The organism is Arthrobacter gengyunqii, assembly GCF_023022985.1.
GTDB lineage: Bacteria > Actinomycetota > Actinomycetes > Actinomycetales > Micrococcaceae > Arthrobacter_B > Arthrobacter_B gengyunqii.
This window is the reverse complement of the sequence record NZ_CP095461.1, coordinates 1,779,500-1,804,620: the sequence shown is the minus strand read 5'-3', so window position 1 is coordinate 1,804,620 and position 25,121 is coordinate 1,779,500. Positions and strand designations below refer to the sequence as shown.

The following is a 25,121-nucleotide window of genomic DNA, read 5'->3' as shown; positions in this document are numbered from 1 at the left end:
CTGCCCGGCCCGGGGTTAGCGCCTGTTTGCGTCCGGGCCGGCCGTAATAGCGGTTCTGCCGGCAGTTTCGGGACGCGGTGAACCTGCCGGGCGGCGCGTGGTGAGCAGGACAACGACGACGGCGACTGCCGCGCCAATGGTGGTTTCGACTGCCCGGTCCAGCGTCAGCTCCCCTACCGGCTGGGAGGAGAGGAAACCCGTCATCAGCAGCGCGACCGGAGTCAGGAAGACCATGGCCAGTGCGTAGTGCCGGATGACGTACACCTCGCCGGCAAACTGCAGCAGCGTCAGCAGGACGGCCAGCTGCACCGGGGTCCAGTCGGGTTGAAGGAGCAGCGCAGATAGGAGCACGCCTGCGTAGGTGCCCAGGAGGAAATGTACGGCCCGCAGCGGGGTGCGCGCCGCATCCGCAGCAGCAATCGGAGCACACGCGGCGAGCATGGCCCAGTAACTGTGGCCGGGCCCCACCAGCACTGCCAGGGATCCGGCGGCGGCGACGGCGGTGATGTACCGGGCCGAGTGCCGCAGGATGGCCGGCCACATCGGTGGCGGAGCCGGCGTGCGGGGCACGGCCGGGGTGTGCCGGCGGGCATGCAGGCGGCCTGCGATGCCCAGCAGTATGGCCGTCAGCGCACCGCCGCCTGCAGCCAGTGCTGCTTCGCCGACGGAACCGTTGAACGGTGCGTCCGCAGTGGCCGTAAAAGCAAAAATGTAGGTGAACGGTCCGGCCGGCCGCACCCGAAGGTAGTCAGCCGCAATTGAAATAACTCCGGCAATCAGTGTGGCGGCTGCGACGACTTCCCAATCGCTTCGGCCGGCCAGGGACATGGAGACGCCGGCTGCCACGGTGAGACACATCAGCGCACCGGAGTGGGTTTGGTGCCGGAGCCTGCGCCAGTGCGGTTCGCTGCGGCCGAAGACTCCGGTCAGGGATCCGAAGATGGCGCACATGGTCAGGTCGGTGCGGTCAAGCAGGATCAGCACCAGCAGCGGTATCAGCAGTCCCGCCGCAACCCGGGCTGCTGGAAAGCGATGGCCGCGGCCGGCCGGGACCGACAGGAAATCACGGAGGTGGTGCAGCACGGAGCCAAGGCCTTTCACTGCGGCGGAAGAGACGAATCGCCGCCCTTCCAGCCTATGAGCGCATCCAGGCTACGCGGCGCAGCCACCCACGTGATGCGCATCGCAGCTACATGCGCGCCTTGGTTTTGGCTGTTGCCTTCGCCGACCAGGGGTCCTCGGGCCAGGGATGCTTGGGATACCTGCCGCGCATTTGGGCCCGCACCTGCAGATAGGGCCCCGCCCAGAACGATGCCAGGTCATCGGTGACCGCCAGGGGCTGCCGGGCGGGCGAGAGCAGGTGGAAGAGCACCGGCACCCGGCCTTGGATGACCCGCGGGGTTTCCGCCCAGCCGAAGCATTCCTGGAGTTTGACCGCCACCACGGGGCGCCCGCCGTCGTCGTCCGGCTCGGGGTAAGCAATGCGCACGTGGGAACCGCTGGGAACGGTGAGCCGCTCCGGCGCCAGCTCTCCCATGCGAGAGGCTTCCGGCCAGGGCAGCAGGCGGCGCAGCGGCTCCGTGAGGTCGATGCCGTTCACCGAGGCACCGGAGGCAAGGGCGTTGAGCTCCGGCGCCAGCCAATCATCCAGCCTCGCCAGCAGGGAGCGCTCGGAGACATCCGGCCATGGCTCCCCCAACTCGCGGTGAAGCAGCGCCATGCGGCGGCGCAGGGCATCGGCGGCCGGGGAGAACCCGATCACACCCAGGCCTTCCTGCTCGAGGGCCCGTGCCACAGCCGGCTTTCCTTCTTCCACCGAAGGCCGGACCGGCGTTGAGGACAGCACAATTGCCCCAAGCCGCCGTTCGCGCCGGGCAGTGACGCGCCCGGACACAAACCTCGCCTCCACCGTGTCGGTGAGCAGGTGCCGTGCCGCGGCTTCCGCAGTGTCATCACTCAGCGGGGCGGCGGAGCGGATAACGGCTCCGGTTCCGGCGGCGTCGCGGCCCTGGGCGCGGGTAACTTCAGCAACCGCAAGCCATTCATGACCTGTCAGCGGGCTGCCCTCCGGCAGGCCTGCCCGGGTTCCGGAGGAGAGAAGATAGCGTTCCGGTCCGTCTCCGGGAACGCGGCGGGCAATGCGGTCCGGAAAGGCCAGCCCAATCACGAACCCGACGGCGTCAGCCCCCGCAACGTCCGCCGGCACCCGGTCATCGGCACGAGACGTTTGCTCTTTGTGGTGTTCGCGCCGAACAAGGTCCTGCATGCGCCGCACATCCTCAGCCCAGCGCCGCTCCCCCGGGTCCCGCCCCGATCGCAGGGCGGTGAGAAGACGGGTCAGGTCGGCGCCGGGAGCACGATGGTCTCCGGAGACCAGTGCCACTGCCTCGGCGGCTGTCCGGACACCGACAACACGGGAGCCGTCCAGCAGCGCCCGAGCCAACCGCGGATCGGCGGGGATCCGGGCAAGCGTCTTGCCCAATGCGGTCACGGCGCCGGCAGCATCCACGGCGCCGAGGTCCCGCAGCACGGTTTGGGCGTCCGCCATCGCGGTGCGCGGCGGTGCATCCGGCAATGCCAGCCCGTCACCGCCGGGCGAACCCCAGCATGCCAGGACCAGAGCCGCAGCGGTCAGGTCCGCGACCGAGATCTCCGGTGTCTGATGTGCCGGCGAGGCGCCGAATGTGCGTTCGTCGTAGCAGCGGACCACGAGTCCCGGCCCTTGGCGCGCCGCACGTCCGGCGCGCTGTTCGGCTGAGGCCCGGGAACAGGAAACGGTCACCAGTCCCGACATGCCGCGTGCTGCGTCCCGGCGCGGTTCCCGTGCCAAGCCGGAATCGATGACCAGGCGGACCCCCGGTACCGTCAGGGAGGATTCGGCCAGGCTGGTGGACACGATGATCCTCGGTTTATCACCGGCTGACCGTCCCGAAACGGCTCGGTCCTGGTCCCGCGGGTCGATCTGCCCGTGCAGCTCCAACACTTCGGTTCCCGCGCCGGCGCGGCTGCGAATCCTCGCCGCCACATGGGAGACTTCCCAGGCACCCGGCACAAAGACGAGGGCGTCGGCCTGCGGATTCTCGGCCAGCAGTTCGCTGTGCGCTGCAGCCGCCGTATCAGCCACATGCTGCAGGAAACTTCGGGTCACGCCGTGCTCGTCCAGACGCAGGGACGGTGCCGGGGCCCACCGAACGCCCAGCGGATACAGTGCCGAGGCGCAGCCGACGACGGGAACCGGGCCGTCGCCGTTTCTCTCACTTCCATCCCCGCTCCCAATCAGCGCGGCAAAGCGAGGTGCATCCAAAGTGGCCGACATCGCCACCAAGGTGAGGCCGTCGCGCAGCTGCCGGACTTCGGTGAGCATGCCCAGCAGCAGATCTGTTTCCAACCCGCGCTCGTGGACCTCGTCCAGGACCACAGCGGCGGTGCCTTCCAACCCGGGATCGGCCAGCAAGCGGCGCAGCAGAATCCCCGGGGTGACGAATTCGATGACGGTGTCCGGTCCGGTGTGGCTTTCACCGCGGACGGTGTAACCGATCCGATCTCCCAGTCGGCTCTTGTCCAATGCTGCGAGCCGGCGTGCTGCCGAACGTGCGGCCACCCGGCGCGGCTGTGTCACGACGATCCGGGATACGGGACCAGCTGTTGCTTCGCCGCTGAAGAGCAGGTTGGCGAGGAGCGGCGGAACCAGGGTGGTTTTTCCTGTTCCCGGCGGCGCCTGCACAACGGCCGCGTTCTTTCCGTTCACCGGGTCCAGGGCCGCCGCCAGATCAGGCAGCGCCTCGGCAAAGACCAGCCCCGCGCCGATGTGCTCCAGGTTGAAGGGCGCCCGGGCCAGGGCGTTTGACCGGTCTGGCTTGCCGGTTGAATGCTGTGTGCTCACTGGTCCATTCTCCCGTGTCTGGACCTGACTTCTGCCAACACCTTTACTCCAGAGCCGGTGGACAAGGAGCAACAGACCAATAAACATGCCCTGTGGGCGTGGTTGTCACCACCGTATGCCTGCCCAGTCGGTGAACTAGCTCCGGGGTGTCGACCGGCGGGCCGAAGTCTGTGTCCCGTACCGTTCGGCTGGTCCATCCGGGCGCTTCCTTCGCCTGGTTGCAGGCCTCGCACAACCCCTGAACATTCTCCGCCGTAGTCCGACCACCCTCACGAACCGGAACAACATGGTCATAATGCCGGATCGGCGCACCACACCACGGCGTCCGACACACCTGGTCCCGGGTTGCGATGAACCGCGCCAACCCCTTCGGCACCAACCGTGCCTTTGAATCCATGGCCACCAGCCGGCCTGACTCCGGCACCACATACAACCGCCGCAGCCACACCTCGGTCCACGGATCCGGACGCGCCCGCGGCACACCCCAAGGCGCAGCCCACCCCGATGACTGGTTATGAGTTGGCCTACAGTTTCCTGAGCCTCCGTGGTTCTTGGATCCAGACGTTCCAGCGTCGGTGTCCTCACGCTGGAGGCTTGGGACGGTTCCCGCACCGCTGCCCGGCCGACTGCCACGGATCAGGTCCCGCGCCCACTGCGCCGGCACCACCCCGTACCCCGCCAACACCGCAGGCTCCGAACCAGCAGGAACAAACCCGCCCAAAGAACCCGCACGCCTACCGGCACCCACCGGTTCCTCGACACCAGCATCCATGTCATCAGGTGCCAGGACCCCGGCCAGCAACGCCCGATCCGTCATGATCAACTGCACCTCCACCCGCACATCCTCGGCCCGCGCCTTGCCCGTGACCCGCTCCACCAACGTATCGGCCATAATCTGCCCCCGACCCCGGGCATCCCCGGCCGCCTTCAACCGATCCGCCTCCCGCGACAACGACGCGAACACCCCCACGCCCTGAGCCACCGGCAACAACCCTGTCAAATACGTCATCGTGTCCGGCGCCGGACGACACGACACATACCGGCCCTCAACCGCCTTCGCCGCACGATTCACCACCGCATGCGGATCCAACCCGTACGACAAAGACCTCACCCGCGCGACCAGTGCCCGATCCCCCAGAGCCTCCAACCCCGCCAGATCCCCGGCCACGACCTCATCCACCCGCCCCCGGTCCTCCCGGGACAGGCACGCAGTCTCCCGCACCAGCAGCGTGGCCCGCCACTCACTGATCACCCCCACGCTCAACGCCTGCAAGGTGCACGGCATCTCCGCGGTCAGGATCCTCGCCAACCCCAGCAACCGGTTCCCCCGGTGGGGTGACTCCCGGCGGGCCAACCCGATCTGCGCTCCCACTCCCCGGCCCGCCTGCTCCACCGCCAGCCCCGCCCGGACCTGGGCACGCCGGGTGGAAGCATCAAACGCCGCCGCAGCACGAGCCTGCGCCGCCGCAGCCGCGGACTTCAACTCCTCCAGTAACCGAATCTCATCAATCAACCGCACCCGCTCAGCAGCCTCCAGCACCTCCACCGACACTGGCCCAGCCCCAGGGTCAACAGCCTGCTCTCCGCCGGGACCGCAGCGGCGAGCGCTGCCGGCAGAAGTCCTCCCTTCAAGGGGAGGCCGACCTGGGATGACTGCGGTGTTCAATCTGGAGCCTCCGTTGCCGTTCAGCCTTTAGGAGTAGTACATACGTTCTATTTTAGCTTCAGGTGCCGGCATAATCGGAGGGCGGCACTACTCAAGTTTCTTCGAAAAAGTACTGGTTCTCTGGCGCCCGGACTGAGTGCCGCGGGTTTCATAACGTTTGCCCAGAGGTACCTTTCACGTACATTTCACCTAGCATCGAAAACCCGTCGGATGGAAGAAGGCCCAGTGGACCACCATCGCGTTCCCATCCCCGTCCGGCTGTTTCCCGGATGGGCCGAATCTCCTGTTTGGCTCCCTGACGGCCCCGTCGATTTCGGGGACTCACAGCTTAGTGAACAGCTCACAGCGGACCTGGCCGCTTGGGAAAGCCGCTACTACGCCTCGATTACGGATGCGACAGCCGACGGTGACAAGACAGCACCCCAGCGTAAGGACCGAGCTCACGGGGAGCGGGGAAGAACGTTGGCCGCTCAAATTGCAGCAGAGCTGGGGAGTGACTTTGTTGTGAAGTTCGAGAACGGCAAGGGAAAGAGCCGCACAGTTCGCAGCAGTGCGCCTGCAACAAATCCTGCGGCCGCGCGAGCCTTCACCTCCAGATATGAGGACGCAAATTCCGATACCGAAAAGCTCGGGAGTGCCGGTGGACAGTGGGAAGCCTATGCACCGCTGTCCGGCGCCCGCCTCGGCAACCCCACCGCCATCAGTCCCAACAACGGCGTCACCCAAGCGCTGGCCGGACTGACCGTTCTCAGCGGCGGAACCACCTCCACGGAAGCCCTGGCGTTTTTCGACTCCCTTCCGCCGGTGGGCATCGATGAGCTCACGGGCTCATGGCAGGGAACAGAAGTGCCAACCGGTCATCCCCTCGACGGCGTTCTGGGCAGCTTCGGATGGCAGGGAAAGAGATTCGAGGGCCCCGAGGCCGCACACCCGTTGGTCTTCAACGGCAGGGACGGCAGCCTCTTCGAGGTTAATCCATGGTTTGTTCCGCTGCAGACAGCCCTGAAACTCGGCCCCATCCTGCGCCGTTCGGCCGCCGGCCGCGTCATCCGCCCGTTGCTGCGCCTGCTCCGAACAACACGGCCAAGGGCACGGGTCCGTCTGATGGAATACCGCGGCACGGTGTCGGCCACCATGATCTACGATTCCCTGCCAATCAACGATGCCTTCCGCAAAGTGGACGCGAACACGCTGCTGGGGGCGATGGACATGCCCGGACCGCATCCTCCCTTTATGTTTACGCTCCGGAGGATCAGCTAGCGGGCGGCTTTGCGCTCGGCTCGCAAGCCTTGCCCAACGCCGCCGCAGCTGTGACAGTAACCCTGTGCACCGGAACATTCCCGAAGAGCTGCTGGCCGCACGCCTCCGAGCGGCCGGTTGTGTTTTCGCCGAGGAGGAAGCCGGTCTCCTTCTCGCCGAAGCCTCAAACTTCAGCTCCGAAGCCTCAGGCTCCAAGAATCTGGAACAGATGGTCCGGCAGCGATGCGCCGGGTTACCGCTTGAACAGGTGCTCGGGTGGGCGGGATTCTGCGGGCTGCGGATAACGGTCTCCGCCGGCGTCTTCATCCCCCGCCGGCGGACGGAACTGCTGGCCGCTCACGCCATAGCGCTGATCAGCGCCCTGACCAACCCGGTGCTCGTCGAGCTTTGCTGCGGCTCCGGAGCCGTCAGCCTGGCCATCGCCTCACGCGCCGGCCATTCCCTGGAGGCCTATGCCGTCGACATCCACCCCGCAGCGATCGAATGTGCACGCATCAACCTGGCCTGCCGGGCAACCGTCCTGGCCGGTGATCTGTTCAGTGCGCTGCCGCAAACCCTGCTCGGGCGGGTCGACGTCGTCGTTGCCAATGCCCCCTATGTCCCCACTTCGCAACTGGACACCCTGCCTCCGGAAGCGCGCGACCATGAACCTGCAATTACCCTCGACGGGGGCGCCGACGGTCTGACTGTTCTCCGGCGGATCATCAGCGCAGCACCGGCATGGCTGCGCCCGGGCGGATCGCTGATGGTGGAGTGCAGCAGGGAGCAGTCCGCCACCGTGGCCCAGCTCATGGCGGCGCAGGACCTGCGGCCGGAAATCATCACCAGTGAGGGGCCCGAGGCAACGATCGCCGTCGGCCGCGGACCGGCCGGTAACAGGGCTGGTACGGCACAGGCCCGGATATAGGGAAGACTGGAACCTCATCATCTCTAAAGGCGGAACCACTTGATCACTCTTCAGCAGGACAACGACGGCTTCATTCGCATGGACCGGCACTTCCCCAAGTCCGCCCCCGTCAGCATCGTTTTCGCTGACGGCACCACGGAAGTACTCACGGGCGCCCGGATTAACAAGGCGTACGACGACGCCCTGGCGGATTTCCGCGCCAAGAACCACTTGGACGCCAAGGGTTTCACCCGCATCGCCAACAAGCGGGTCCTGGACAACAACAAGATCAACTTCGTTCCGGTTTCCCCCGGAATGGGCCAGTAGGAAGTCTCAGCACGCGGACTCCTCCGCCGTCCGTCTCTCCGGAAGGTGCCCGGTGACGAGCCGCAGGAGCTCCGGCACCACGGCGGGATGGAAATAGTGGCCCATGCCGGGCACCGTCACCAGGCGTGAACCGGCAATGGCTGCAGCGGTTGCCGCTCCCCCGCTCGGATGCACGATGGGGTCCCGGTCGCCGTGGATCACCAGCGTGGGTGCCTTGATTTTTGCGAGGTCGCCCGTTCGGTCCGCAGAGGCGTTGACGGCGCCCAGCTGCCGGGCACGGGCCGTCCCGCGGTCCGGGTATATCCCCCGGTCCCAGGCCTGCCCGCCGATCCTGGCCTCTTCCGCCGGATCGGCAGGGTTAACCCGCCCCGAAAGGTGGCGCATCATGCCCACACGGGCCTTGATGAACTCATCCCGTGTCCTCGGTGGGCGGGCGGCAAACCGGCGCTTGGTCGACAGTGCTGCGGCACCGATTTTCCGGGCGCCGGTGGTGGAGATGATCGAAGTCAGGGTCAGGACCCGATCCGGATAGTGGGCTGCAACGGACTGCGCAATCATGCCGCCCATGGACATCCCCGCCATGTGTGCGCGGTCCACCTGCAGGTGATCCAACAGCCCCACGACATCGTCGGCCATGTCCTCGACCCGGTAGGCGCCGGGCACAGGACGGGCCAGGGCCTGGTGCAGCAGGCTGGGCACCGGGGTGTTCATTCGGGTGGAACGCCCAGCGTCACGGTTGTCCGGGCGGATGACCCGGTACCCTGCGGCTGTCAGACCGTCCACAAAAGCAGCCGGCCAGGACATCAGATCCAACCCGAGGCCCGCCAGGAGAACCACCGGCTCGCCGTCGTCGGGACCGTCAACCCGGTAACACATCCGCACGCCGGACTCGAGGTCAACAAAGCGGTCTTCCTCCTGCGCACCGGGCAGCGGCCCCTGCGGACCACTGAACCGCAGATGCTCATCAACCAGTTCGCCCTTTTGCAGATCCCTGCGGTCGGCCAGGAAGTTCATGGTCATCAGCCAGGGCGCCCGCGTTCCCTGCCGCGGCAAATCAGCCATGCTGCGCTGAATATAGCCGGCACCAAAGTCCAGCAGCGGCCGCGTGGCCATGCCGGCAGGAGCCACAGGCACAGCAGCGGTGTGGCCCAGCTGGTCCATGCGGGCGAGCAGCCGGGAGAACCACCGGGTCAGCAGCCCTACTTTGAGCGTCCAGGAGGCGTTGGTGTAGCCGACGGCAAACGCCATGTTCGGGATCCCGCTGAGCATGACTCCGCGGTAGGCCACGGTCTCCGCGAGGTTCACCGGCACGCCGTCGAGCCGAAGGTCCACCCCGCCCAGTATCCGCAGGGCCAAGCCCGTGGCGGTCACGACGGCGTCGGCCTCCACCTCGTCTCCCGATGCCAAACGCAGACCGCGGTCGGTAAACGCCGTTGTCTGTCCGGTCACCATGGTTGCCGAGCCGTTGCTCAGTGCGGTGAAGAAGTCAGCGTCCGGAACGGCACACAGCCGCTGATCCCACGGCCGGTACGGCGGATTCAGGTGCGTGTCCAGATCGAAATCCTCCGGCAGCACCTTGGCTTGAATGCCGCGGATGAGCTTCCGTGCCAGGTTGGGCCAGCGCTGGCAAAAGGCCCAGATGGCCCGCTGCCGGCGGGCGCTGACTTCGGCCATGATCTTCCCGGTGCGCTCGGGGCCGACGACGCCGCGCAGCCTTCGCGCGATCGGGTCCTCCGCGGGAATGGGCAGGATGTAGGTGGGGGTGCGCTGGATCATCGTCACCCGGGCACCCAGTTCCGCGAGCGCCGGAACGAGCGTGACCGCGGTGGCGCCGCTGCCGATCACAGCGATCCGCTTGCCGGAGACGTCCAGATCTTCGGGCCAGTGCTGCGGATGCACAATCCGTCCGGCGAAGTGCTCGCGCCCGGGAATCTCGGGGGTATACCCCTCCTCGTAGCGGTAGTATCCGGCGGCGTTGAAAATCCACCCCGCCGTCAGGTGCAGGGTCTCTGCGGTGCCCACCGGTTCGGCAGGTGCTCCGTCCTGGCCGGCTTCCGGAGTGCGGGTACGCTCCACCGTAATGGTCCAGCGGGCGTCCCGGCCGGACCAATCCGCTGAGATCACCTTGTGGTGGTACCGGATCAGGGTGTCCACGCCATACTGGGCGGCCGTCTCTTTCAGATAGGACAGGATGCTCGGCCCGTCCGCAATGGCTTTCTCCTCGAGCCACGGCCGGAAGTCATAGCCAAAGGTATACAGGTCCGAGTCGGAGCGGATCCCGGGGTAGCGGAACAGGTCCCAGGTGCCGCCCGGGCGTCCCCGCGACTCCAGCAGTGCGATGGACCGGCCGGGGTGGTCCTGCCGCAACCGGCACGCAGCGCCAATCCCGCTCAGTCCTGCTCCGATGATCAGCACGTCCAGATGCTCAGTTTCGGTTTCCACGACTCCCCGTTTCCTGCCCGTTCTCCGGCCCGGCACACCCTTATGCCTTGCTGTCTCCGACCCTATCGGACCCGGGTGACGATATCGGGTTCAGCCATGGATCAGTTCATTCCCCGTGCATCCACTGCCCAGGTCACCGGCCCCGCGGACCCGCCGTCTGCACCCAATGCGGCGCTTCCGCCAGTCAGCACATACTGATCGTGCAGATTAACCGCGTTGCAGGCGTGGTTTGGCACCACCAGAATCCGGCTGCCCAGAGCGGGCAGCGGTCCGGATATTTCCACTGTGGCGTGATGTTCGCTGGCGGCCGTGATCCGCGCATCGGGATGTTCCAGCAACCGCCCGTGCCCGCTCGCCCACACCGCGCGGTCGGCACCCAGCGTTTTGGTTCCGGCATCCAGAACCATCCGGCCGGCAGGTTTTGACACCACGGTGGCTACAACGGTGAGCGCAATTTCCTCCGGAGTGCAGGCCCCCAGTTCCAGCTGCTGTGCATCATTGAACACGTACACGCCGGGCCGGATGTCGGTCAGGACGCTCCGTGAATAGGCAGCGGACGGACTCGACCCTCCGCTGACCACCGGCGCCGGCACTCCGGCATTCTTCAGCCCGGCCACTGCCTCGGACACGGCCCGACCTTCGTCGTCGGCCGCTGCGTCTCCCCTGCCGGGGGCATAGCTGTGGCCCGGGAACGTGAAGACGCCGGCCACCGTCAAGCCCAGACGCCGGGCGTGTGCGGCGAGCGCGCCGGCGGCCTCCGGCGGGCAGCCGCTGCGGTGGTGGCCCGAATCCACCTCGATCATCACCTCGGCGGGAATTCCGAAGCGTGCCAGCTGGTCAGCCGCGGACGGGGAGTCGACGCCGATCCGCAGCTGCGTCTGGCTGGCCACCTTCAGCAGGCGCTCCGCCCGTGCCGGCGTCACCCACAGCGGATAGGCAATGAAAATGCCCGGAGCACCGGCGCGGGCGAAGACTTCAGCCTCTCCCACAGTCGCCACGGTCAGGCCCGCCGCGCCGGCGTCCAGCTGACGGCGGGCAATCTCAACGGATTTGTGCGTCTTGGCGTGCGGCCACAGGCCAAGTCCTCGCGCTTGGGCGGAGGCTGACATCGCCCGGATGTTCGACTCCAGAATGGCGGTATCAAGGCGGAGATAAGGTGCGTCGAGGTCCAACATGTTCATTTCGTCTATTGAACACCACCTGAAACTGGCGCTTCCCTCCGTCGCCCCTGCCGCATGCTTTGTGACGCTTCTACCGTGGAGGAATGGAGAACTGCGCCGGTTTCACCCCGAATCGGTTGAGGACCCAACGTGCTTGGCTCTGAGCTGGTGGTGGTCCTGTGTACGGCTGTGCTGCTCTGCAGCCTTGCCGCTCGCAGGTGGGGATTGCCGGCCCCGGTGCTGCTGCTGGCCTGCGGCATCCTGCTTGGCCTGATTCCTGCCCTGGCGGAGGTGGAGCTGCCGCCCGAGGCAGTGCTGTTCCTGTTCCTGCCGGTCCTGCTTTATTGGGAGAGCATCAGCACCTCGCTGCGGGAGATCCGCAGCAATCTGCGCGGCATTGTCCTGATGGGCACGCTGCTGGTGATCGTGACCGCCTGGGCGGTTGCTGTCGCGGCCCATGCCCTCGGATTGCCCTGGGGGCCGGCGTGGGTGCTGGGCGCCGCCATTGCGCCCACGGATGCCACCGCCGTCGGCGCTCTGGCGAGGGTGCTGCCGAACCGGTACGTTACTGTCCTGCGCGCTGAGAGCCTGATCAATGACGGAACCGCGCTGGTGGTTTACGGTGTGGCCGTGGCGGCCACTGCCGGCACCGAGGCACTGGATGCGGTGGACGTTTCCGGGCGCTTCCTGCTCGCGTTTGCGGGCGGGATTGCTGCCGGGGCACTCACCGCCTGGGCGGGGGTGCGTGTCCGCCGCTGGATCCAGGATCCGTTGCTGAGCAATGTGGTCACCATCCTGTCGCCCTTCACGGCTTTTGTGCTCGCCGAATGGGTTCAGGCCTCCGGTGTTCTCGCCGTCGTGGTCGCCGGGCTTGCCATGGGCAGGCTGGGTCCGAGGGTTATTCAGGCCGACACCCGCCGACAAATGACGGCGTTCTGGTCTTTGGCCACCTTCCTGCTGAACGGCGCCTTGTTTGTCCTGGTTGGGCTGGAGCTTCCCAGGGCAATATCCGAGCTGACCCGTGGCGAGCTGCTCCGCGGCCTGGTCCTGGTGGGAGTGGTTACGGTGGTCATCGTTGCCGTCCGATTGGTTTATCTGTTCAGCACCACTTATCTCATCCGGCTGCTGGACCGCCGGGAAAGCCAACGGGCCCGCAGAATCAGCAACCGGGCACGGGTGGTCAGCGGATTGGCTGGTTTCCGCGGCGCCGTCTCACTGGCGGCTGCGCTGGCGACTCCCCGTTCCACGGCAGCCGGTACGCCGTTTCCGGACCGCGATCTGATCATCTTTGTGGCTGCCGGAGTGATCGTGGTGACCCTCGTCCTCCAGGCTCCGCTGCTGCCGGCAGTGGCACGCTGGGCACGGCTGCCAGGTGATACCGTGGCACGCACCGAGGAGCTGCGCTTCGCTCAGGCATCGGCCATCAATGATGCGCTGGAGGCGATGCCGCGGCTGGGGGCCGAGCTCGGCACCCAGCAGCAGGTTGTTGATGAACTCGCCGCGGAATACAGCCGGCGCCTGAGCGTCCTGAACGCTCTCCGAAATGAAGCTGATAAAGACGACGACGGCGCCACCCGCGCCCTGACCCGCGCCGGCCAGTACCGCGAGCTGGGGCTGGCACTGATTGCCCAAAAACGGAACACCCTGATCAGGCTGCGCGACGAGCGCCGGATTGATGACACGGTGCTGCTTCGTCTCCAGTCACGGCTGGACGTGGAGGAAATCCGGCTTGCGGCCCCGCACGATGCAGCTGACGAAACCCGCGAAGAATAACTGCGGGTGCCGGGCCGAATCTGCTTTGGACGCCTAGGCATCACCGCGGGCAGCTTCGGGGTCCGCCGGAGCCTCCTCGCGGCGTTCCTTCAGCAACTCCTTGGTGCGGAGAAGACGCAGGGCCGTCACCAGCACCAGCCCGCCCACCATATTGAAGAACAGGGTGTACCCGAACCAGGTGAGCCATTCAAGGTAGGTGATGCCGGCACCGGACTGGATGGCCCCGAAGATGAGCAGCGAATCCAGAATCGAATGGAACATCTGCAGTCCGGCAAGAAGGAACCCGCCAATCACAGTGGCTACGATCTTGGCCGGATCCGACGATGTGCCCTGCTGCATGCGGCTCATCAGGGTGATCGTGCTTCCGCCCAGGATGGCCAGCGCGACAGTCTGCAGCGAAAACGGCGCGTCAGTGAAGTGCCGGGCCGATTCCTCGATGGTGGATTCCCACTGTGGAAAGGCCTGCATGACAATCCACATGATGATCCAGCCGCCCGCAAGATTGCCCAGCAGGGTAACTCCCCATAGTTTGGCAAGTTGCCGCAGACTGCCTTCCTTGGCCACCACGGCCGCCACGGGCATCAGGAAATTCTCGGTAAAAAGTTCGCTGTGGGCCAGGAACAGGGCAATCAAGCCCACACTGAACGAAATTCCGGCCAACAAATGGTCGCCGGTTTGATGCATCACGGCCAGATAGGCCATGACTCCCAGACCCACCTCGAGTCCACCGAACACTCCCGTCACCAGGACGGCACGGAATGTGCGGTGCAGCCGCTCCGCCCCTTCGGTGACGGTGTTTTCGAAGGACTCCTGCAGCTCGTCCTCAACGGGAGCTTCCGACTCCCCGATTTCCCTGCGGCGGTCCTCGCTCATGCCCGGTCCTTTCCCTGCCTATAGCTGCTGCTCACCCTGAATGCACCGGATACAACAGTAAGGCTACTGATCGATTCCTGGATAACGGCATCCGATCCGCAGCCAAACTAGACTGGCAGGCATGGCTTTATCGACGGCGGCCCACGGCACGCGCACCCGCACCACGCTCCTCTGGCTTCTGCTGGGACTCCCCTCGGCGCTCGTGCTGGTCGTTTTCGGAGCGCAGATCCACGGGCTGGATTTCTCCGTGTACCGCGAGGGTGCGCTGGCGTTCCTGGGAAAGAGCGAGCACCAACTGTATGACCCCAGCCTGGTGGAGACCGACACCCGCGGGCTGCCCTTCACTTACCCGCCGTTCGCAGCACTACTCCTGGCGCCCTTCGCTTTCCTGCCGGAGGCCGTGGGACTGGTGCTGCTGACTGCCACCTCCTGCGCCTGCCTGGTGGCGACAGCGTTCCTGGCTGCCCGTTATCTGCAGGAAAACGACGCGATTCCGGCACGCGTCCGGGCGGCTCTGGGCGGGCCCGCCGGAATCATTGTCCTGGCCACCGTGCTGATCGGCGTCCTGGGTCCGTGGCGGGAAGGCCTGGGTTTCGGGCAGATCAACCCTATGCTCATGGTGCTGATCGTGGCTGATCTTTTGCGGCCCGCCGGCAGGGTGCCCCGCGGCGTGCTGATCGGGCTGGCCGCAGGCATCAAGCTCACGCCGCTCGCCTTCGGACTGATCTTCCTGGCCCGGCGGGACTGGCGGGCGATCCTCACCATGGGCGCAACCTTCGCCGCGACAGTGGCCGCAGGGTGGCTGGCCTCCCCCGACCAATCCCGCACCTTCTGGTTCTCAGCGCTCTCGGATCCCAGCCGGGTAGGCGACACCACGGACATGTACAACGTGTCGCTGAACTCGCTGATGGCGCATCTGGGCACCCCCGAGTTCCTCCAGCGCCCGCTCTGGCTCCTGGCCTCCGCTGCCGTCGTCGTGCTGGGTTTCCGAGCCATCCGCCGTGCCGACGGGCGCGGGGACCTGGTTGCTGCGATCAGCGCCAATGCGGTGGTCATGCTCGCCATTTCCCCCATCTCCTGGTTCCATCACTGGGTGTGGATCGCCCTGATCCTGCCGGCCCTGTGGGTATCGGTGCGACGGCGGCGGGCGGGGGTGCGGACTGCAGGAACAGTTCTCGCCGTGGCCCTGGTGCCGGTGTTCATGCTCTCTTCCATCACCGTGACGATGATGCTCACCGGCGAAGTCAGCGGACAGGGGCCGGCCGCGCTGGAACTGTTTACGGGGCTCGGAGTGCTGCTGCCCGTGGCGGCGCTGGCCTTCTGGGCAACGGATCCGGCGCCGGCGATCGCCGCCGAGTGACCTGTTCCGGTTATTTGTCCGCGCCGACACTTCCCACACTGTGCTGAATCCGGGCCCGCAACGTTGCCGCTCCGGGTCCGGACAGCTCACCCAGATACGCCGTGCGCCCAGCCATGGTCATTACCAGGGCAAGCGTGGGACCGGTGACGAGCAGCCCGTAGCCGGCGGTGAACCGGCTATCCGCGGCGCGCAGTTGGAGGCCCTCGCAGTTGCTGCGGCTGGGAACCGTGAAGTCCCGGGAGGCGAAGAACTCCGCCACCGCAGTCAGTGCCTGGACGCTGGGGGTTCCGTCGAGTCCGAGAGGCTGGCGGATGTCCTGGGCATGCACCACCACTTCCCCGAGATAGGCTGCCGTGTGCGCTGACGGAGCGGTGGTGCTGCCGATGATCGCCGTGAAGCGCTGGAGTGTTTCCGCCGGGGTGCGGCCCATGTGATCGGCAAGCCGCCGCTGATTGTGGACGTCGGCGCGGAACCGTGCCGCCACCATGGACCGGAGCCATTGCCGCTGGTTGAGGCTGGCCGCGGCGGTCAGGTGGGCCAGGACCTGCTCCACCGTCCAGTCGCCGCAAAGGGTGCCGTGCTGCCACTGTTCATCCGTCAACGCGGCAAGGTCCCCGGCGAGGCTGGCCCGTTCGGCATGCACCAAGGCCCACAATGAGTCCCCGCCGCTGTTTTCCACTTCTGCCATAACTCCACTTTCCCGAAAGGGCCAAGAGCGTTCACCATACTCCGGGCTGCCAGCCGGCACCACGGTGTTTTGGTTCCCTTGTCCGCAAATTGTTCCGGATGGTGCCGAGGGGTTCCCAGAAGAAATCAAAGCTGTCATCGGGTGCGCTCATCATGCGTTGAGTGAAGACGACGCCGGCGTCACCGTTCGGATAGACGGCAGCACTGACACCGGAGCCGCCGGACCAGCCCCACATCCCGGGTTCGGACCACGGATGGCCGATGCCGATCTGCACTGCCGTCATGAAGCCCCACGACTCGTCGGGGCCGGACATCTCGATCATGCCGGCGCGCTGCGGACCGGTCAGCTGGTCGGAGGTCATCTGCTCGCGGAGGGCGGCAGGAAGCACGGCGTCATCCGCCAGTGCAGTGAGGAAGGTCAAGTAATCGGGAACCGTGGAAACCATTCCTCCGGCGAGGGATGCAAACCTCGGCGGGGAAGCGAAGGAATCACGGTAGGACACCGCTTCGCGCAACCCGCCGCCGGTTTCCTCGTAAGCGGTGGGAAACTGCTCATTTCCGGTGGGGAAACCGGTGCCTGCCAGATCAAGAGGCCCCGTGATGCGTTCGCTCATCAGCTCATCCAGCGGTGTGAGCGCGACGGCCGGCAGCAGAACCGAGAGCAGGTCCGCCGGTGCGTGGTACATCCACCGCTCCCCCGGCTGATGGGCCAGCGGCAGTTCGGCCACCCGCTCCAGATACTCCGCGGGCGTCAGGCTCGGCGGATTGGGGCCCCATAGAAGCTCCCGCGTGGCTGCTGCGTAGGCCGTGTCCCCAAAGTCGATTCCCATCCCTGCTGTGAAGGTCAGCAGGTGGCGCACCGTCAGAGGACCGCGGGCCGGGACGGTCATCGACAGCGGCGCGTCGGGCGTGGCCAGGACGCGCGGGGCGGCGAGCGCCGGAAGCCAGCGGGCGACGTCGTCGTCCAGTCCCAGCGTTCCGTCCGCCACGAGGCTCAGGGCCAGCGCCCCGCCCAGAAGCTTGCTCAGTGAGGAAATGCGGAACGGCGTGTCAGCGGTCATGGGTGCCGAGGCGGCGGTGTCCAGCGACCCGGCGGCAAAGACTTCGGTCTCACCGTTGATCCGCACGCCGGCCACCAGCCCCGGGCACCAGCCCGAGCGGACAGTTTCAGTCAGCGCATCCCACAACGGTTCAGCTCTTCCTGGCATGCGTCCACTGTCCGGCACCGGCCGACGGAGCGTCAACGGGGCTGGCGTATTTCATTTCGCTGGGCCGGCCGTCGCCGGCCAGCCCAGGGTGAAATAGACGTCCACGGCGCGTCCAACCTGCCGGTCCAGTGCCGCGCGCCGCCACCGGGCGGACAGTACCTCTGGATCGTCGTGGAGAGAGCCTATTTGACGATGGTCAGCGAGTAGTCATCCGTCGTCAGCACCCCGTTGCTGAACAGGTTCAGCCCAAAACTCACTGCAGTTGCGCCGGCGGGCAGCGGCGGAGATGTCCAGCTTCCCTGTGTCCAGCTTGAGGAAGCATTCAAATATGGGCTGGAGGTCCAATAGTTCCAGCTCCCGGCGCCCGTTCGGTAATAAAGATCGAATTGGGTGTACGCCGTGGATTTATACCAGGCCTTGAGACTGTACTTCTGGCCCGCCTGGCCTGTTGGGGCGCATTCGCCCATGTCCAGCGTGGGAAGCAGCTTGGCGTCACCGTCCTTATAGCCGGACATGGTCAGTTGCTGGGCAACTTTTCCGGTCCGCCCGGCGACCTGCTTAAACACCGGGGTGTTGGTGCCGTACCCGCCCGGCGACCAGCATTTGGCCGTACCGGCTGTGGCCCCGGCTGTCTCTAGGCTCGGGTTCTGGACCAGGTTGTCCGTGGTGTTTGGCGGGGGCGCAACGGGGCCCGGGACAACAGGCTTGGTTACCCCTCCGATCACTTCGCGGACGGTTTTCACCTGAATGGCGCCGGCCGCTTTCTGGTCACGGAGCCAGTTAACGTACTGCTGGTAGAGCGCCGTGCTGATGGACAGCTCGTCGTTGGCACGCCCAATGCTGTGGAAGGTTAGCTGGATCCAGCCGCCCTTCGTCTTTGCCTGGTTGACGACGCGCTGCAGGTCCTTCAGGGTCCAGTTGCTTTCGACCTGATCCAGCGCGGCCGTGTAGTAGAGATCTGCCGGAGGGAGGGTGGCGGCTACGGGCATTCCCGCAGACTCGGGAGCAACGCTGCGCACATCCCCCAGCCCGCGTGCACTGTTGTAGCCGCAATTCTTGACGATGGTTTCCACCGCCGGTGTGGACGATGCAAAAGGGTAGGCAAAGTTCTGGATATTCAGCCCGGCATTCGTGAGGTTGACCCGGTCATTGCACACCTGGCGTTTGGCTTCGTCCGCTCCGGTGACCGCCAGATCGGGATGAGTGACCGTGTGGCCGCCAATTTCATGGCCGTCGGCCTGCAGGGCCTGCACCTGCGCCGTTGTCATATAGGACGGAGAATTCAAATAACCGGAGGTAACGAAAAAAGTCCCCCGAAGTCCGGCCGCTTTCAAAGTGGCCGCAGCGGCAACCTGGTTGTCGTTGCCGTCGTCGAAGGTGAGGGTCACGATGGTGGGCGACGCGGCCTGCGCCGGTGCAACAAACACTGTCGCGCCCAGAAAACTCAGCGCGAGTGCAATGACGCTGCCGACGCCTGTCCACCGGTTTCTCTTCTTGATGGTGCGCCGGCATAGCTGGCTGACGACGCCTGGATTATTTTGATTCTGCCGATGCTGCGCTGCTGTTCTCATCTCTGCATCCAGTGCTCGGTGGTGGGGCCGGACCAAACAGGGTTCTCCCCCGCATGGCGCAGCGTAGTTGGCAGGCGTTCCCCGAGGGATCCATTCGGGAACGGGAGCTGTCTCGGAGCATACGACCGGAGACTTCGGGTAGTCGCCGGTAAAAACTACGTGAGGAAGCAGTGACTTTTGCTACTTGGCCTGCGCGCGGTACTCAAGGCACTGAGGGGGTACCCACCGTGTCCGCAGGCAGCGGGCAGGTGCATACTCTTGATGTGGTGGATCCGGGAGAAGTGAGTGCTAGGAAGTTGAGGCGGCAGCGGCAGCAGGCCGCGGCACTGCTCGTGCTCCTCTGTTTGGGAACGGCCGCCTGCTCCGCAGCCGAGGCACAGTTCCCGCTGCGCGCTGCCCACACCGATGACGGAAAATACCCCTGGCACACGGACATCGTTGCCACGACGTTCTGGGTGGGAGAGATCTTTGATCCGGAGGCCGAGGACGGCAGCCAGGAAACATCAACCTACGATTCCGAGTGGCTGAAGCACTACGGATGCGACGGCGTTCAAGTGGACGGAGACTGCGTGGTGCAAGCGCGCAGCGAGTCCAACGGGTATGCCCCGCCCAACATGACCGTCCGTGAAAACCCCTTCTACCTTGATCTGCCGTACGACGACATCAACAACGCCGCAGCCTTTGCCGAGCGGGGAACCGTTATTCCCTGGGCCGATGAACCGACCTATACAGGGCGGGAAGGCGATCCGTTGTTCAGCTACATGAAAAACCGGTGGGTGAGGATCCAAAAGGGGAACCGCGAGTGTTACGGGCAAATCGAAGACGCCGGCCCCGGGCAGTACCAGGACAAGGAATATGTCTTCGGAGCCGACGACGTGCGGCCGGCCAACCGGAAATTCAACGGCGCCGGTATGGACATTTCACCGGCCTTGAACGGGTGCCTGGGGTTTGAGGAACTGAACGGCGAGGATGAGACGGTGGACTGGCAGTTTGTGGATGACGCGGATGTGCCGGAGGGGCCATGGACGAAGGTGGTCACCAGCCGCCAGGTGCATGAGTGAACAGCGTCCGCCGTGAACCGGCGCCTGAACCTTTGAAAGTCTCGCTTCCGTTCACCGGCGCTTGGAAAGTGGAGAACAGTCCCCTGCGCCGGATTCCCAGCCACGGCACGCACCTGCTCGGGACCACCTACGCCATTGATTTTGTGGGCGTGGACGACGACGGACGGACGGCTCCCTCCGTCAGCTGGCGGACGGTACTGGGTACCGAGCCTCCGGAGCTTTTCTTCTCGTTTGGACGCCCGATCCTGGCACCGGTCAGCGGGCAGGTGGTGGCCGTGCACGATGGCGAACCCGACCATGAAGCGCGCCGGTCCCAGCTGGCGCTGGTGCCGTACATGCTGGGGCAGCAGGGCCGGCTGCGGCAGGGAGCCGGGGCAATCGCCGGGAACCATATTCTTATCGCAACCCCCGACGGCGGCGCCGTGGTTGGGGTGATGCACCTGCGGAACGGTTCGCTTCGGGTGGGACCCGGCGACGAGGTCCGAGAGGGACAGCACATCGGGGACTGCGGAAACTCCGGCAATTCCACGCAGCCGCACGTACATGTGCAGGCCATGGACCGGGCGGATCCGTGGACCGCCCGCGGGCTGCCGCTGGTTTTCCGGACCTTCGGTGAGAAGCCCGCCGGCGGCACCGAGTTCCTCCCCCGCCAAAACATGCTGCCCCGGGAGGCGTCCATAGTGGAAGCCGCCCGGGGCAGTATCGACGAGATTCGGAACTAAACCCGCGTACCCGCCGTACCCGCCGATGCCGACGCGGAAGCAGACACAGCGTCATCGGTCGAAACCCCGCGCCGCTTGTCGAAGATGGTTGCTCCGACTTCCTGCTCGGCCTGGTTGCGGATGCTCAGGTCGATGCCGGGCCGGTCGCGCAGCATCGTGGTGGCCGTTGCCGCCAACACGATCATGACCAGCAGATAGGCCGAGACCGCCGTCGTCGAACCGGTGGCCTTCACCAGGGCGGAGGCAATGGTCGGCGCGAAGGCACCGCCGATGATCGCACCCAGGGCGTAGGAGACCGAGACACCGGAGAAGCGGATGGAGGCCGGGAAGATCTCGCTGTACCAGGCCGCCTGCGGGCCGTAGGTCAGGCCAAGGCCGACGGTGAACAGGGCCATGCCCAGGAACAGGATCCAGATGTCACCGGTGTTGATCAGCCAGAACAGCGGGAACACTGTCAGCGCCAGGCACGCGAAGCCGATCAGGTACGTCTTTTTCCGGCCGATCCGGTCCGCCATGAACCCGCTGACCAGGGTGAACGCGAACCACAGTGCAGCGGAGCCGGAAACCGCCAGCAGCACATCGGTGCGATCCAATGCGACCGGGCCGTCCGGGTTGGTGGAGTAGTTCAGGATGAACCCGCCGGTGGTCATGTAGCCCGCGGCACTGTTGCCGGCAAACACCAGGGCAGCCAGGACCACAAGCTTCCAGTGGTTCTTCATCAGTTCCACGATGGGCATCTGGGTCTGCTTCTTCTTTTCCGCGATTTCCTCGAAGACGGGGCTTTCGCTCACGGACATCCGCACCAGGAAGCCCACGACAATGAGCACGATGCTCAGCAGGAACGGCACCCGCCAGCCCCACTCCAGGAACGCGTCGCCCGGAGAAATGACGCCGGTCATCAGCGCTGTCACGCCGGATGCCAGCAGCATGCCCAGCGGCACCCCGAGCTGCGGGAAGGAGCCAAAGAGTCCGCGCTTGTTGCGCGGGGCGTGTTCCACGGACATCAGGACCGCGCCGCCCCATTCGCCGCCGGCGGAGATGCCCTGGATGATGCGCAGGAGCACCAGCAGGATGGGTGCCCAGAGTCCGGCAGTGGCGTGGGTGGGCAGCACGCCGATCAGCGTGGTGGCGCCGCCCATGAGCAGCAGGGTCAGCACCAGCATGGCCTTGCGGCCGATTTTGTCTCCGTAATGCCCGGCCAGGAACGCGCCGAGCGGACGGAACAGGAAGCTCAGGCCCACTGACGCGAAGGTGACCAGGGTGGCGAACTCGCTGCCGGCCGGTTTGAAGAAGAGTTCGGAAAAGACCAGTCCGGCGGCGGTGGCGTAGATGAAGAAGTCGTACCACTCAACAGTGGTGCCGATCAGCGTGGCAACGGCCACCTTGCGGGTGTCCGTGGAGGTTTTTGGCGGGGTGGATCCACCGGCGTGGGGGCCGGTGTTGGCAGTGGTAGCCATGGGGTGGGTCCTTATTCAGTAACTGGCGCGGGCGTCGTCGTCCGCGGAGGATATGTAGGTGGCGGCCAGGGCTTCGCTGCCCCGGGCCAGGAGTGCGACGTCGGCGCCGACCAGGATGAAGTCGGCTCCGGCGTCGATGTAGCGCCGGGCGGTGGCCTCGGCGAAAGCGTTCACGCCCACCGGTTTGCCGGCGGCCTTGATTTCACGGATGCAGTGCTCGACGGCGGCAACCACCTCGGGATGGTCCTGCTGGCCCAGATGGCCCATGGATGCGGCGAGGTCGGACGGCCCGATGAAGAGCCCGTCCACGCCGTCGACCGCGGCAATCTCGGCTACGTTCGCCACGGCGGCGGCGGTCTCGATCTGGACCAGCAGCGTGAGGGAGTCCCCGGCGTTCTGGAGGTATCCGTCGATCCGGTTCCAGCGGGAGGCCCGGGCCAGCGCGCTGCCCACCCCGCGGATGCCGTGCGGCGGATACTGCACGGCGCGGACCAGTTCGGCGGCCTGCTCGGCGGTGTCCACCATGGGAATGAGCAGGTTCTGCGCCCCCAGGTCCAGGTACTGCTTGATCAGCACGGGATCGCCCGACGGCGGACGGACCACCGGGGCCACCGGATAACCATGGACGGCCTGCAGCTGGGCGAGCAGGGATTCCAGCCCGTTGGGGCTGTGTTCGGCGTCGAACAGCAGCCAGTCCAATCCGGCGCCGGCACAGATTTCCGCGACCAGCGGGCTGCCGGAGCAGACCCACATGCCGGTCTGGCGTCCGCCGGCGGCGAGCCGGGCGGCGAAGGTTTCCTCGGGGGTTACTCGAAGCGGCATGTGATGGTTCCCAACGGTCCGTAGTCTGCGTAAACGGAATCGCCCTTGTAGACCCACATGGGCCGGGTGAACGATCCGGCGAGGATGATTTCCCCGGCTTCCAAAGTGGTGCCGTGCGCGGCAAGCTTGTTCGCCAGCCAGTAGACGCCCGCGGCGGGGTGGTTCAGCACTCCTGCAGCGACGCCCGTTTCTTCAATGCCCTGGTTGCGGTACAGGAGGGCGGAGACCCAGCGCAGGTCCACGTCCTTGGGCCGCACCGGGTTTCCGCCGACCACCATGGCGCCCATGGCGGCGTTATCCGAGATGGTGTCCACGATGGTCCGGCCCTTCATTTCGATCCGGGAATCCAGGATCTCCAGTGCCGGCACCACGTAGTCGGTGGCGTCCAGGACGTCGAACAGGGTGCAGTTCGGTCCGGAGAGCGGCTTGCCCAGCACAAACGCCAGTTCCACCTCCACCCGCGGGTGGGTGTACTCGTCCCACTGCAGGGTGCAGCCGTTTTCCAGCACCATGTCATCGAGGATGACGCCGTAGTCCGGTTCGGTGATGCCGGTGGCGGCCTGCATCGCCTTGGACGTCAGGCCGATCTTGTGTCCGGCCAGAGTGCGGCCGGAGTCCAGGAGCCGGTCCCGCCACAGGTTCTGCACGGCGTAGGAATCTTCGATGGTCATCTCGGGATAGCGGGCGGTCAGCAGCGGCACCGGGGTCCGGGTCCGCTTGGCGTCCAACAGTTCATCGGCCACCGCTTCGATGGTCTTCTTATCCAGCACGGCACTACTTTCTGTTCGCTAAAGCTGAGGGGAGAACGACGGCGGCGGCCGGCTGATCGAAGCGGCCGCTGCCGCCGTCGTCGTCGTCCTTAGAGCTGGGAGCCGACCTTGTAGTCGGTCTCGTCGCCCCGGGTGTAGGAGAAGCCGTCGGCGCCGACGGTGACCTCCATTTCGGAGGAATCGGTGCGGGCCACCAGCGGCTGCGGGTTGCCGTCCAGGTCCAGGACCAGGGAGGCCTCCGTGTACCAAGACGGAACCACGGGGTTGCCCCACCAGTCGCGGCGCTGGTTGTCGTGGACATCCCAGGTGATGGTGGGGTTGTCCGGGTCGCCGGTGTAGTAGTCCTGCGTGTAGATCTCGATGCGGTGGTCGTCCGGATCCAGGATGTAGAGGTAGAACGCGTTGGAAACGCCGTGGCGGCCGGGGCCGCGCTCAATCCGGTCGGAGATGCGCAGGGCGCCCATCTTGTCGCAGATCTGGATGATGTTGTGCTTTTCGTGGGTGGCGAAAGCGACGTGGTGCATGCGCGGGCCGTCGCCACCGGTCAGCGCAGTGTCATGGACGGTGTCCTTGCGGTGCATCCAGGCGGCGTAGGTGACGCCGTCGGAATCCTTGATGTCCTCGGAGACGCGGAAGCCCAGGTCCTCCAGGTAGGCGCGGCCACGGGGAACATCGGGGGTGACCTGGTTGAAGTGGTCCAGGCGCACCAGCTCACCGGCGGAGTAGAGGTCGTAGCGCTGGGTCAGTCGCTCCACATGGTCCACGGTGTAGAAGAACTCGTAAGGGAAGCCCAGCGGATCCTCCACGCGGACCGAGTCGCCCACGCCCTTGGTGAATCCCTCTGCCCGACGCTCGGTGCGGCAACCCATTTCCTTGTAGTAGGCCTCGGCCACGTCCACGTCTTCAGGGGTGCGCACCCGGTAGGCGAAGGATGCGACGGCGGCGACGGGTCCCTTGCGCAGCACCAGGTTGTGGTGGATGAACTCCTCGAGGGAGCGCAGGTAGATTACCTCGTCATCCTCTTCAGTGACGTGCAGGCCCAGCACGTCCACGTAGAACTCGCGGGACTTCGCCAGGTCGGTGACGATGAGCTCCATGTAGGCGCAGCGGACAATGTCCGGCGGCTGGATGCTCGGCGTGGGGATCGGGTTGGGGTTGAGGGCTGAAACGCTCATGGTGATGCTCCTTTGCAA

General features: G+C 65.9%; 20 protein-coding genes. 7 read left to right on the top strand and 13 right to left on the bottom strand.

Translation table 11 applies throughout. The annotated features are described in order from the left end of the window. Window positions 1-15 precede the first annotated feature (15 nt). The 3 genes from MUG94_RS08260 to MUG94_RS08250 all read right to left on the bottom strand — a co-directional run bounded on the left by MUG94_RS08260 (window position 16) and on the right by MUG94_RS08250 (window position 5,435). A complete protein-coding gene (locus tag MUG94_RS08260; RefSeq protein WP_227907878.1) occupies window positions 16-1,083 on the bottom strand; it encodes an FUSC family protein in 1,068 nt (355 codons plus the stop codon). Between the two features lie 106 nt (window positions 1,084-1,189). Then, window positions 1,190-3,970: an ATP-dependent helicase HrpB gene (gene hrpB, locus MUG94_RS08255; RefSeq protein ID WP_423724351.1), complete on the bottom strand. Its 2,781-nt coding sequence runs from the start codon at window positions 3,968-3,970 to the stop codon at window positions 1,190-1,192. Next, window positions 3,927-5,435, bottom strand: coding sequence for an HNH endonuclease (locus tag MUG94_RS08250; RefSeq protein ID WP_227907880.1), 1,509 nt, complete (start codon window positions 5,433-5,435; stop codon window positions 3,927-3,929). The genes hrpB and MUG94_RS08250 overlap by 44 nt, the downstream gene beginning before the upstream one ends. Before the next feature lie 324 nt (window positions 5,436-5,759). Here MUG94_RS08250 and MUG94_RS08245 point away from each other — a divergent pair, with 324 nt between their 5' ends. The 3 genes from MUG94_RS08245 to MUG94_RS08235 all read left to right on the top strand — a co-directional run bounded on the left by MUG94_RS08245 (window position 5,760) and on the right by MUG94_RS08235 (window position 8,022). Then, window positions 5,760-6,809 (top strand): DUF4334 domain-containing protein, encoded by a 1,050-nt coding sequence (locus tag MUG94_RS08245; protein ID WP_489884360.1) that lies wholly within the window; start codon window positions 5,760-5,762, stop codon window positions 6,807-6,809. A gap of 64 nt (window positions 6,810-6,873) precedes the next feature. Continuing rightward, window positions 6,874-7,716, top strand: a complete 843-nt coding sequence (locus tag MUG94_RS08240; protein WP_227907882.1) for a putative protein N(5)-glutamine methyltransferase — start codon at window positions 6,874-6,876, stop codon at window positions 7,714-7,716. Window positions 7,717-7,755: 39 nt separating this feature from the next. Continuing rightward, window positions 7,756-8,022: a hypothetical protein gene (locus MUG94_RS08235; RefSeq protein ID WP_227889689.1), complete on the top strand. Its 267-nt coding sequence runs from the start codon at window positions 7,756-7,758 to the stop codon at window positions 8,020-8,022. A gap of 6 nt (window positions 8,023-8,028) precedes the next feature. Here the strand turns inward: MUG94_RS08235 and MUG94_RS08230 are convergent, their stop codons facing one another. Together MUG94_RS08230 and MUG94_RS08225 are read right to left on the bottom strand one after the other, a co-directional pair. Further along, complete coding sequence (locus MUG94_RS08230) at window positions 8,029-10,464, bottom strand: alpha/beta fold hydrolase (protein WP_227907883.1); 2,436 nt, start codon at window positions 10,462-10,464, stop codon at window positions 8,029-8,031. Window positions 10,465-10,565: 101 nt separating this feature from the next. Further along, entirely contained in the window at window positions 10,566-11,645 is a 1,080-nt protein-coding gene (locus tag MUG94_RS08225; RefSeq protein ID WP_227907884.1) for an alanine racemase, read from the bottom strand. A 129-nt stretch (window positions 11,646-11,774) separates the two neighbouring features. Here MUG94_RS08225 and MUG94_RS08220 point away from each other — a divergent pair, with 129 nt between their 5' ends. Further along, window positions 11,775-13,397: a Na+/H+ antiporter gene (locus MUG94_RS08220; protein ID WP_227907885.1), complete on the top strand. Its 1,623-nt coding sequence runs from the start codon at window positions 11,775-11,777 to the stop codon at window positions 13,395-13,397. A 33-nt stretch (window positions 13,398-13,430) separates the two neighbouring features. On the opposite strand, the gene MUG94_RS08215 is transcribed toward MUG94_RS08220, so the two are convergent. Then, entirely contained in the window at window positions 13,431-14,270 is an 840-nt protein-coding gene (locus MUG94_RS08215; protein WP_227907886.1) for a formate/nitrite transporter family protein, read from the bottom strand. 121 nt (window positions 14,271-14,391) lie between these two features. Here MUG94_RS08215 and MUG94_RS08210 point away from each other — a divergent pair, with 121 nt between their 5' ends. Continuing rightward, a complete protein-coding gene (locus tag MUG94_RS08210; RefSeq protein ID WP_227907887.1) occupies window positions 14,392-15,630 on the top strand; it encodes a glycosyltransferase 87 family protein in 1,239 nt (412 codons plus the stop codon). 10 nt (window positions 15,631-15,640) lie between these two features. On the opposite strand, the gene MUG94_RS08205 is transcribed toward MUG94_RS08210, so the two are convergent. The 3 genes from MUG94_RS08205 to MUG94_RS08195 form a co-directional block, all read right to left on the bottom strand. After that, window positions 15,641-16,318, bottom strand: a complete 678-nt coding sequence (locus MUG94_RS08205; RefSeq protein ID WP_227907888.1) for a maleylpyruvate isomerase family mycothiol-dependent enzyme — start codon at window positions 16,316-16,318, stop codon at window positions 15,641-15,643. A gap of 31 nt (window positions 16,319-16,349) precedes the next feature. Then, the gene (locus MUG94_RS08200; RefSeq protein WP_227907889.1) at window positions 16,350-17,525 is read right to left on the bottom strand and encodes a serine hydrolase domain-containing protein; all 1,176 of its coding nucleotides are present in this window, start codon (window positions 17,523-17,525) and stop codon (window positions 16,350-16,352) included. Between the two features lie 182 nt (window positions 17,526-17,707). After that, a complete protein-coding gene (locus tag MUG94_RS08195) occupies window positions 17,708-19,096 on the bottom strand; it encodes a polysaccharide deacetylase family protein (protein ID WP_227907890.1) in 1,389 nt (462 codons plus the stop codon). 248 nt (window positions 19,097-19,344) lie between these two features. On the opposite strand from MUG94_RS08195, the gene MUG94_RS08190 reads away from it, so the two are divergent. Further along, window positions 19,345-20,157 (top strand): hypothetical protein, encoded by an 813-nt coding sequence (locus MUG94_RS08190; protein WP_227907891.1) that lies wholly within the window; start codon window positions 19,345-19,347, stop codon window positions 20,155-20,157. Then, entirely contained in the window at window positions 20,154-20,879 is a 726-nt protein-coding gene (locus tag MUG94_RS08185; protein WP_227907892.1) for a M23 family metallopeptidase, read from the top strand. Before MUG94_RS08190 ends, MUG94_RS08185 begins: the two co-directional genes overlap by 4 nt. Here MUG94_RS08185 and MUG94_RS08180 read toward each other — a convergent pair. The 4 genes from MUG94_RS08180 to hpaD all read right to left on the bottom strand — a co-directional run bounded on the left by MUG94_RS08180 (window position 20,876) and on the right by hpaD (window position 25,103). Beyond that, entirely contained in the window at window positions 20,876-22,336 is a 1,461-nt protein-coding gene (locus MUG94_RS08180; RefSeq protein WP_227907893.1) for an MFS transporter, read from the bottom strand. The two genes, MUG94_RS08185 and MUG94_RS08180, sit on opposite strands and share 4 nt — an antisense overlap. Before the next feature lie 15 nt (window positions 22,337-22,351). After that, entirely contained in the window at window positions 22,352-23,158 is an 807-nt protein-coding gene (locus MUG94_RS08175; RefSeq protein ID WP_227907894.1) for an HpcH/HpaI aldolase family protein, read from the bottom strand. Next, window positions 23,143-23,928 carry a 2-oxo-hept-4-ene-1,7-dioate hydratase gene (gene hpaH, locus MUG94_RS08170; protein WP_227907895.1) on the bottom strand — a complete coding sequence of 262 codons (786 nt, stop codon included), beginning with the start codon at window positions 23,926-23,928 and terminating at the stop codon, window positions 23,143-23,145. Before hpaH ends, MUG94_RS08175 begins: the two co-directional genes overlap by 16 nt. Before the next feature lie 89 nt (window positions 23,929-24,017). After that, on the bottom strand, window positions 24,018-25,103 hold the full coding sequence (hpaD, locus tag MUG94_RS08165; RefSeq protein WP_227889674.1) for a 3,4-dihydroxyphenylacetate 2,3-dioxygenase: 1,086 nt from the start codon (window positions 25,101-25,103) through the stop codon (window positions 24,018-24,020). Window positions 25,104-25,121 lie beyond the last annotated feature (18 nt).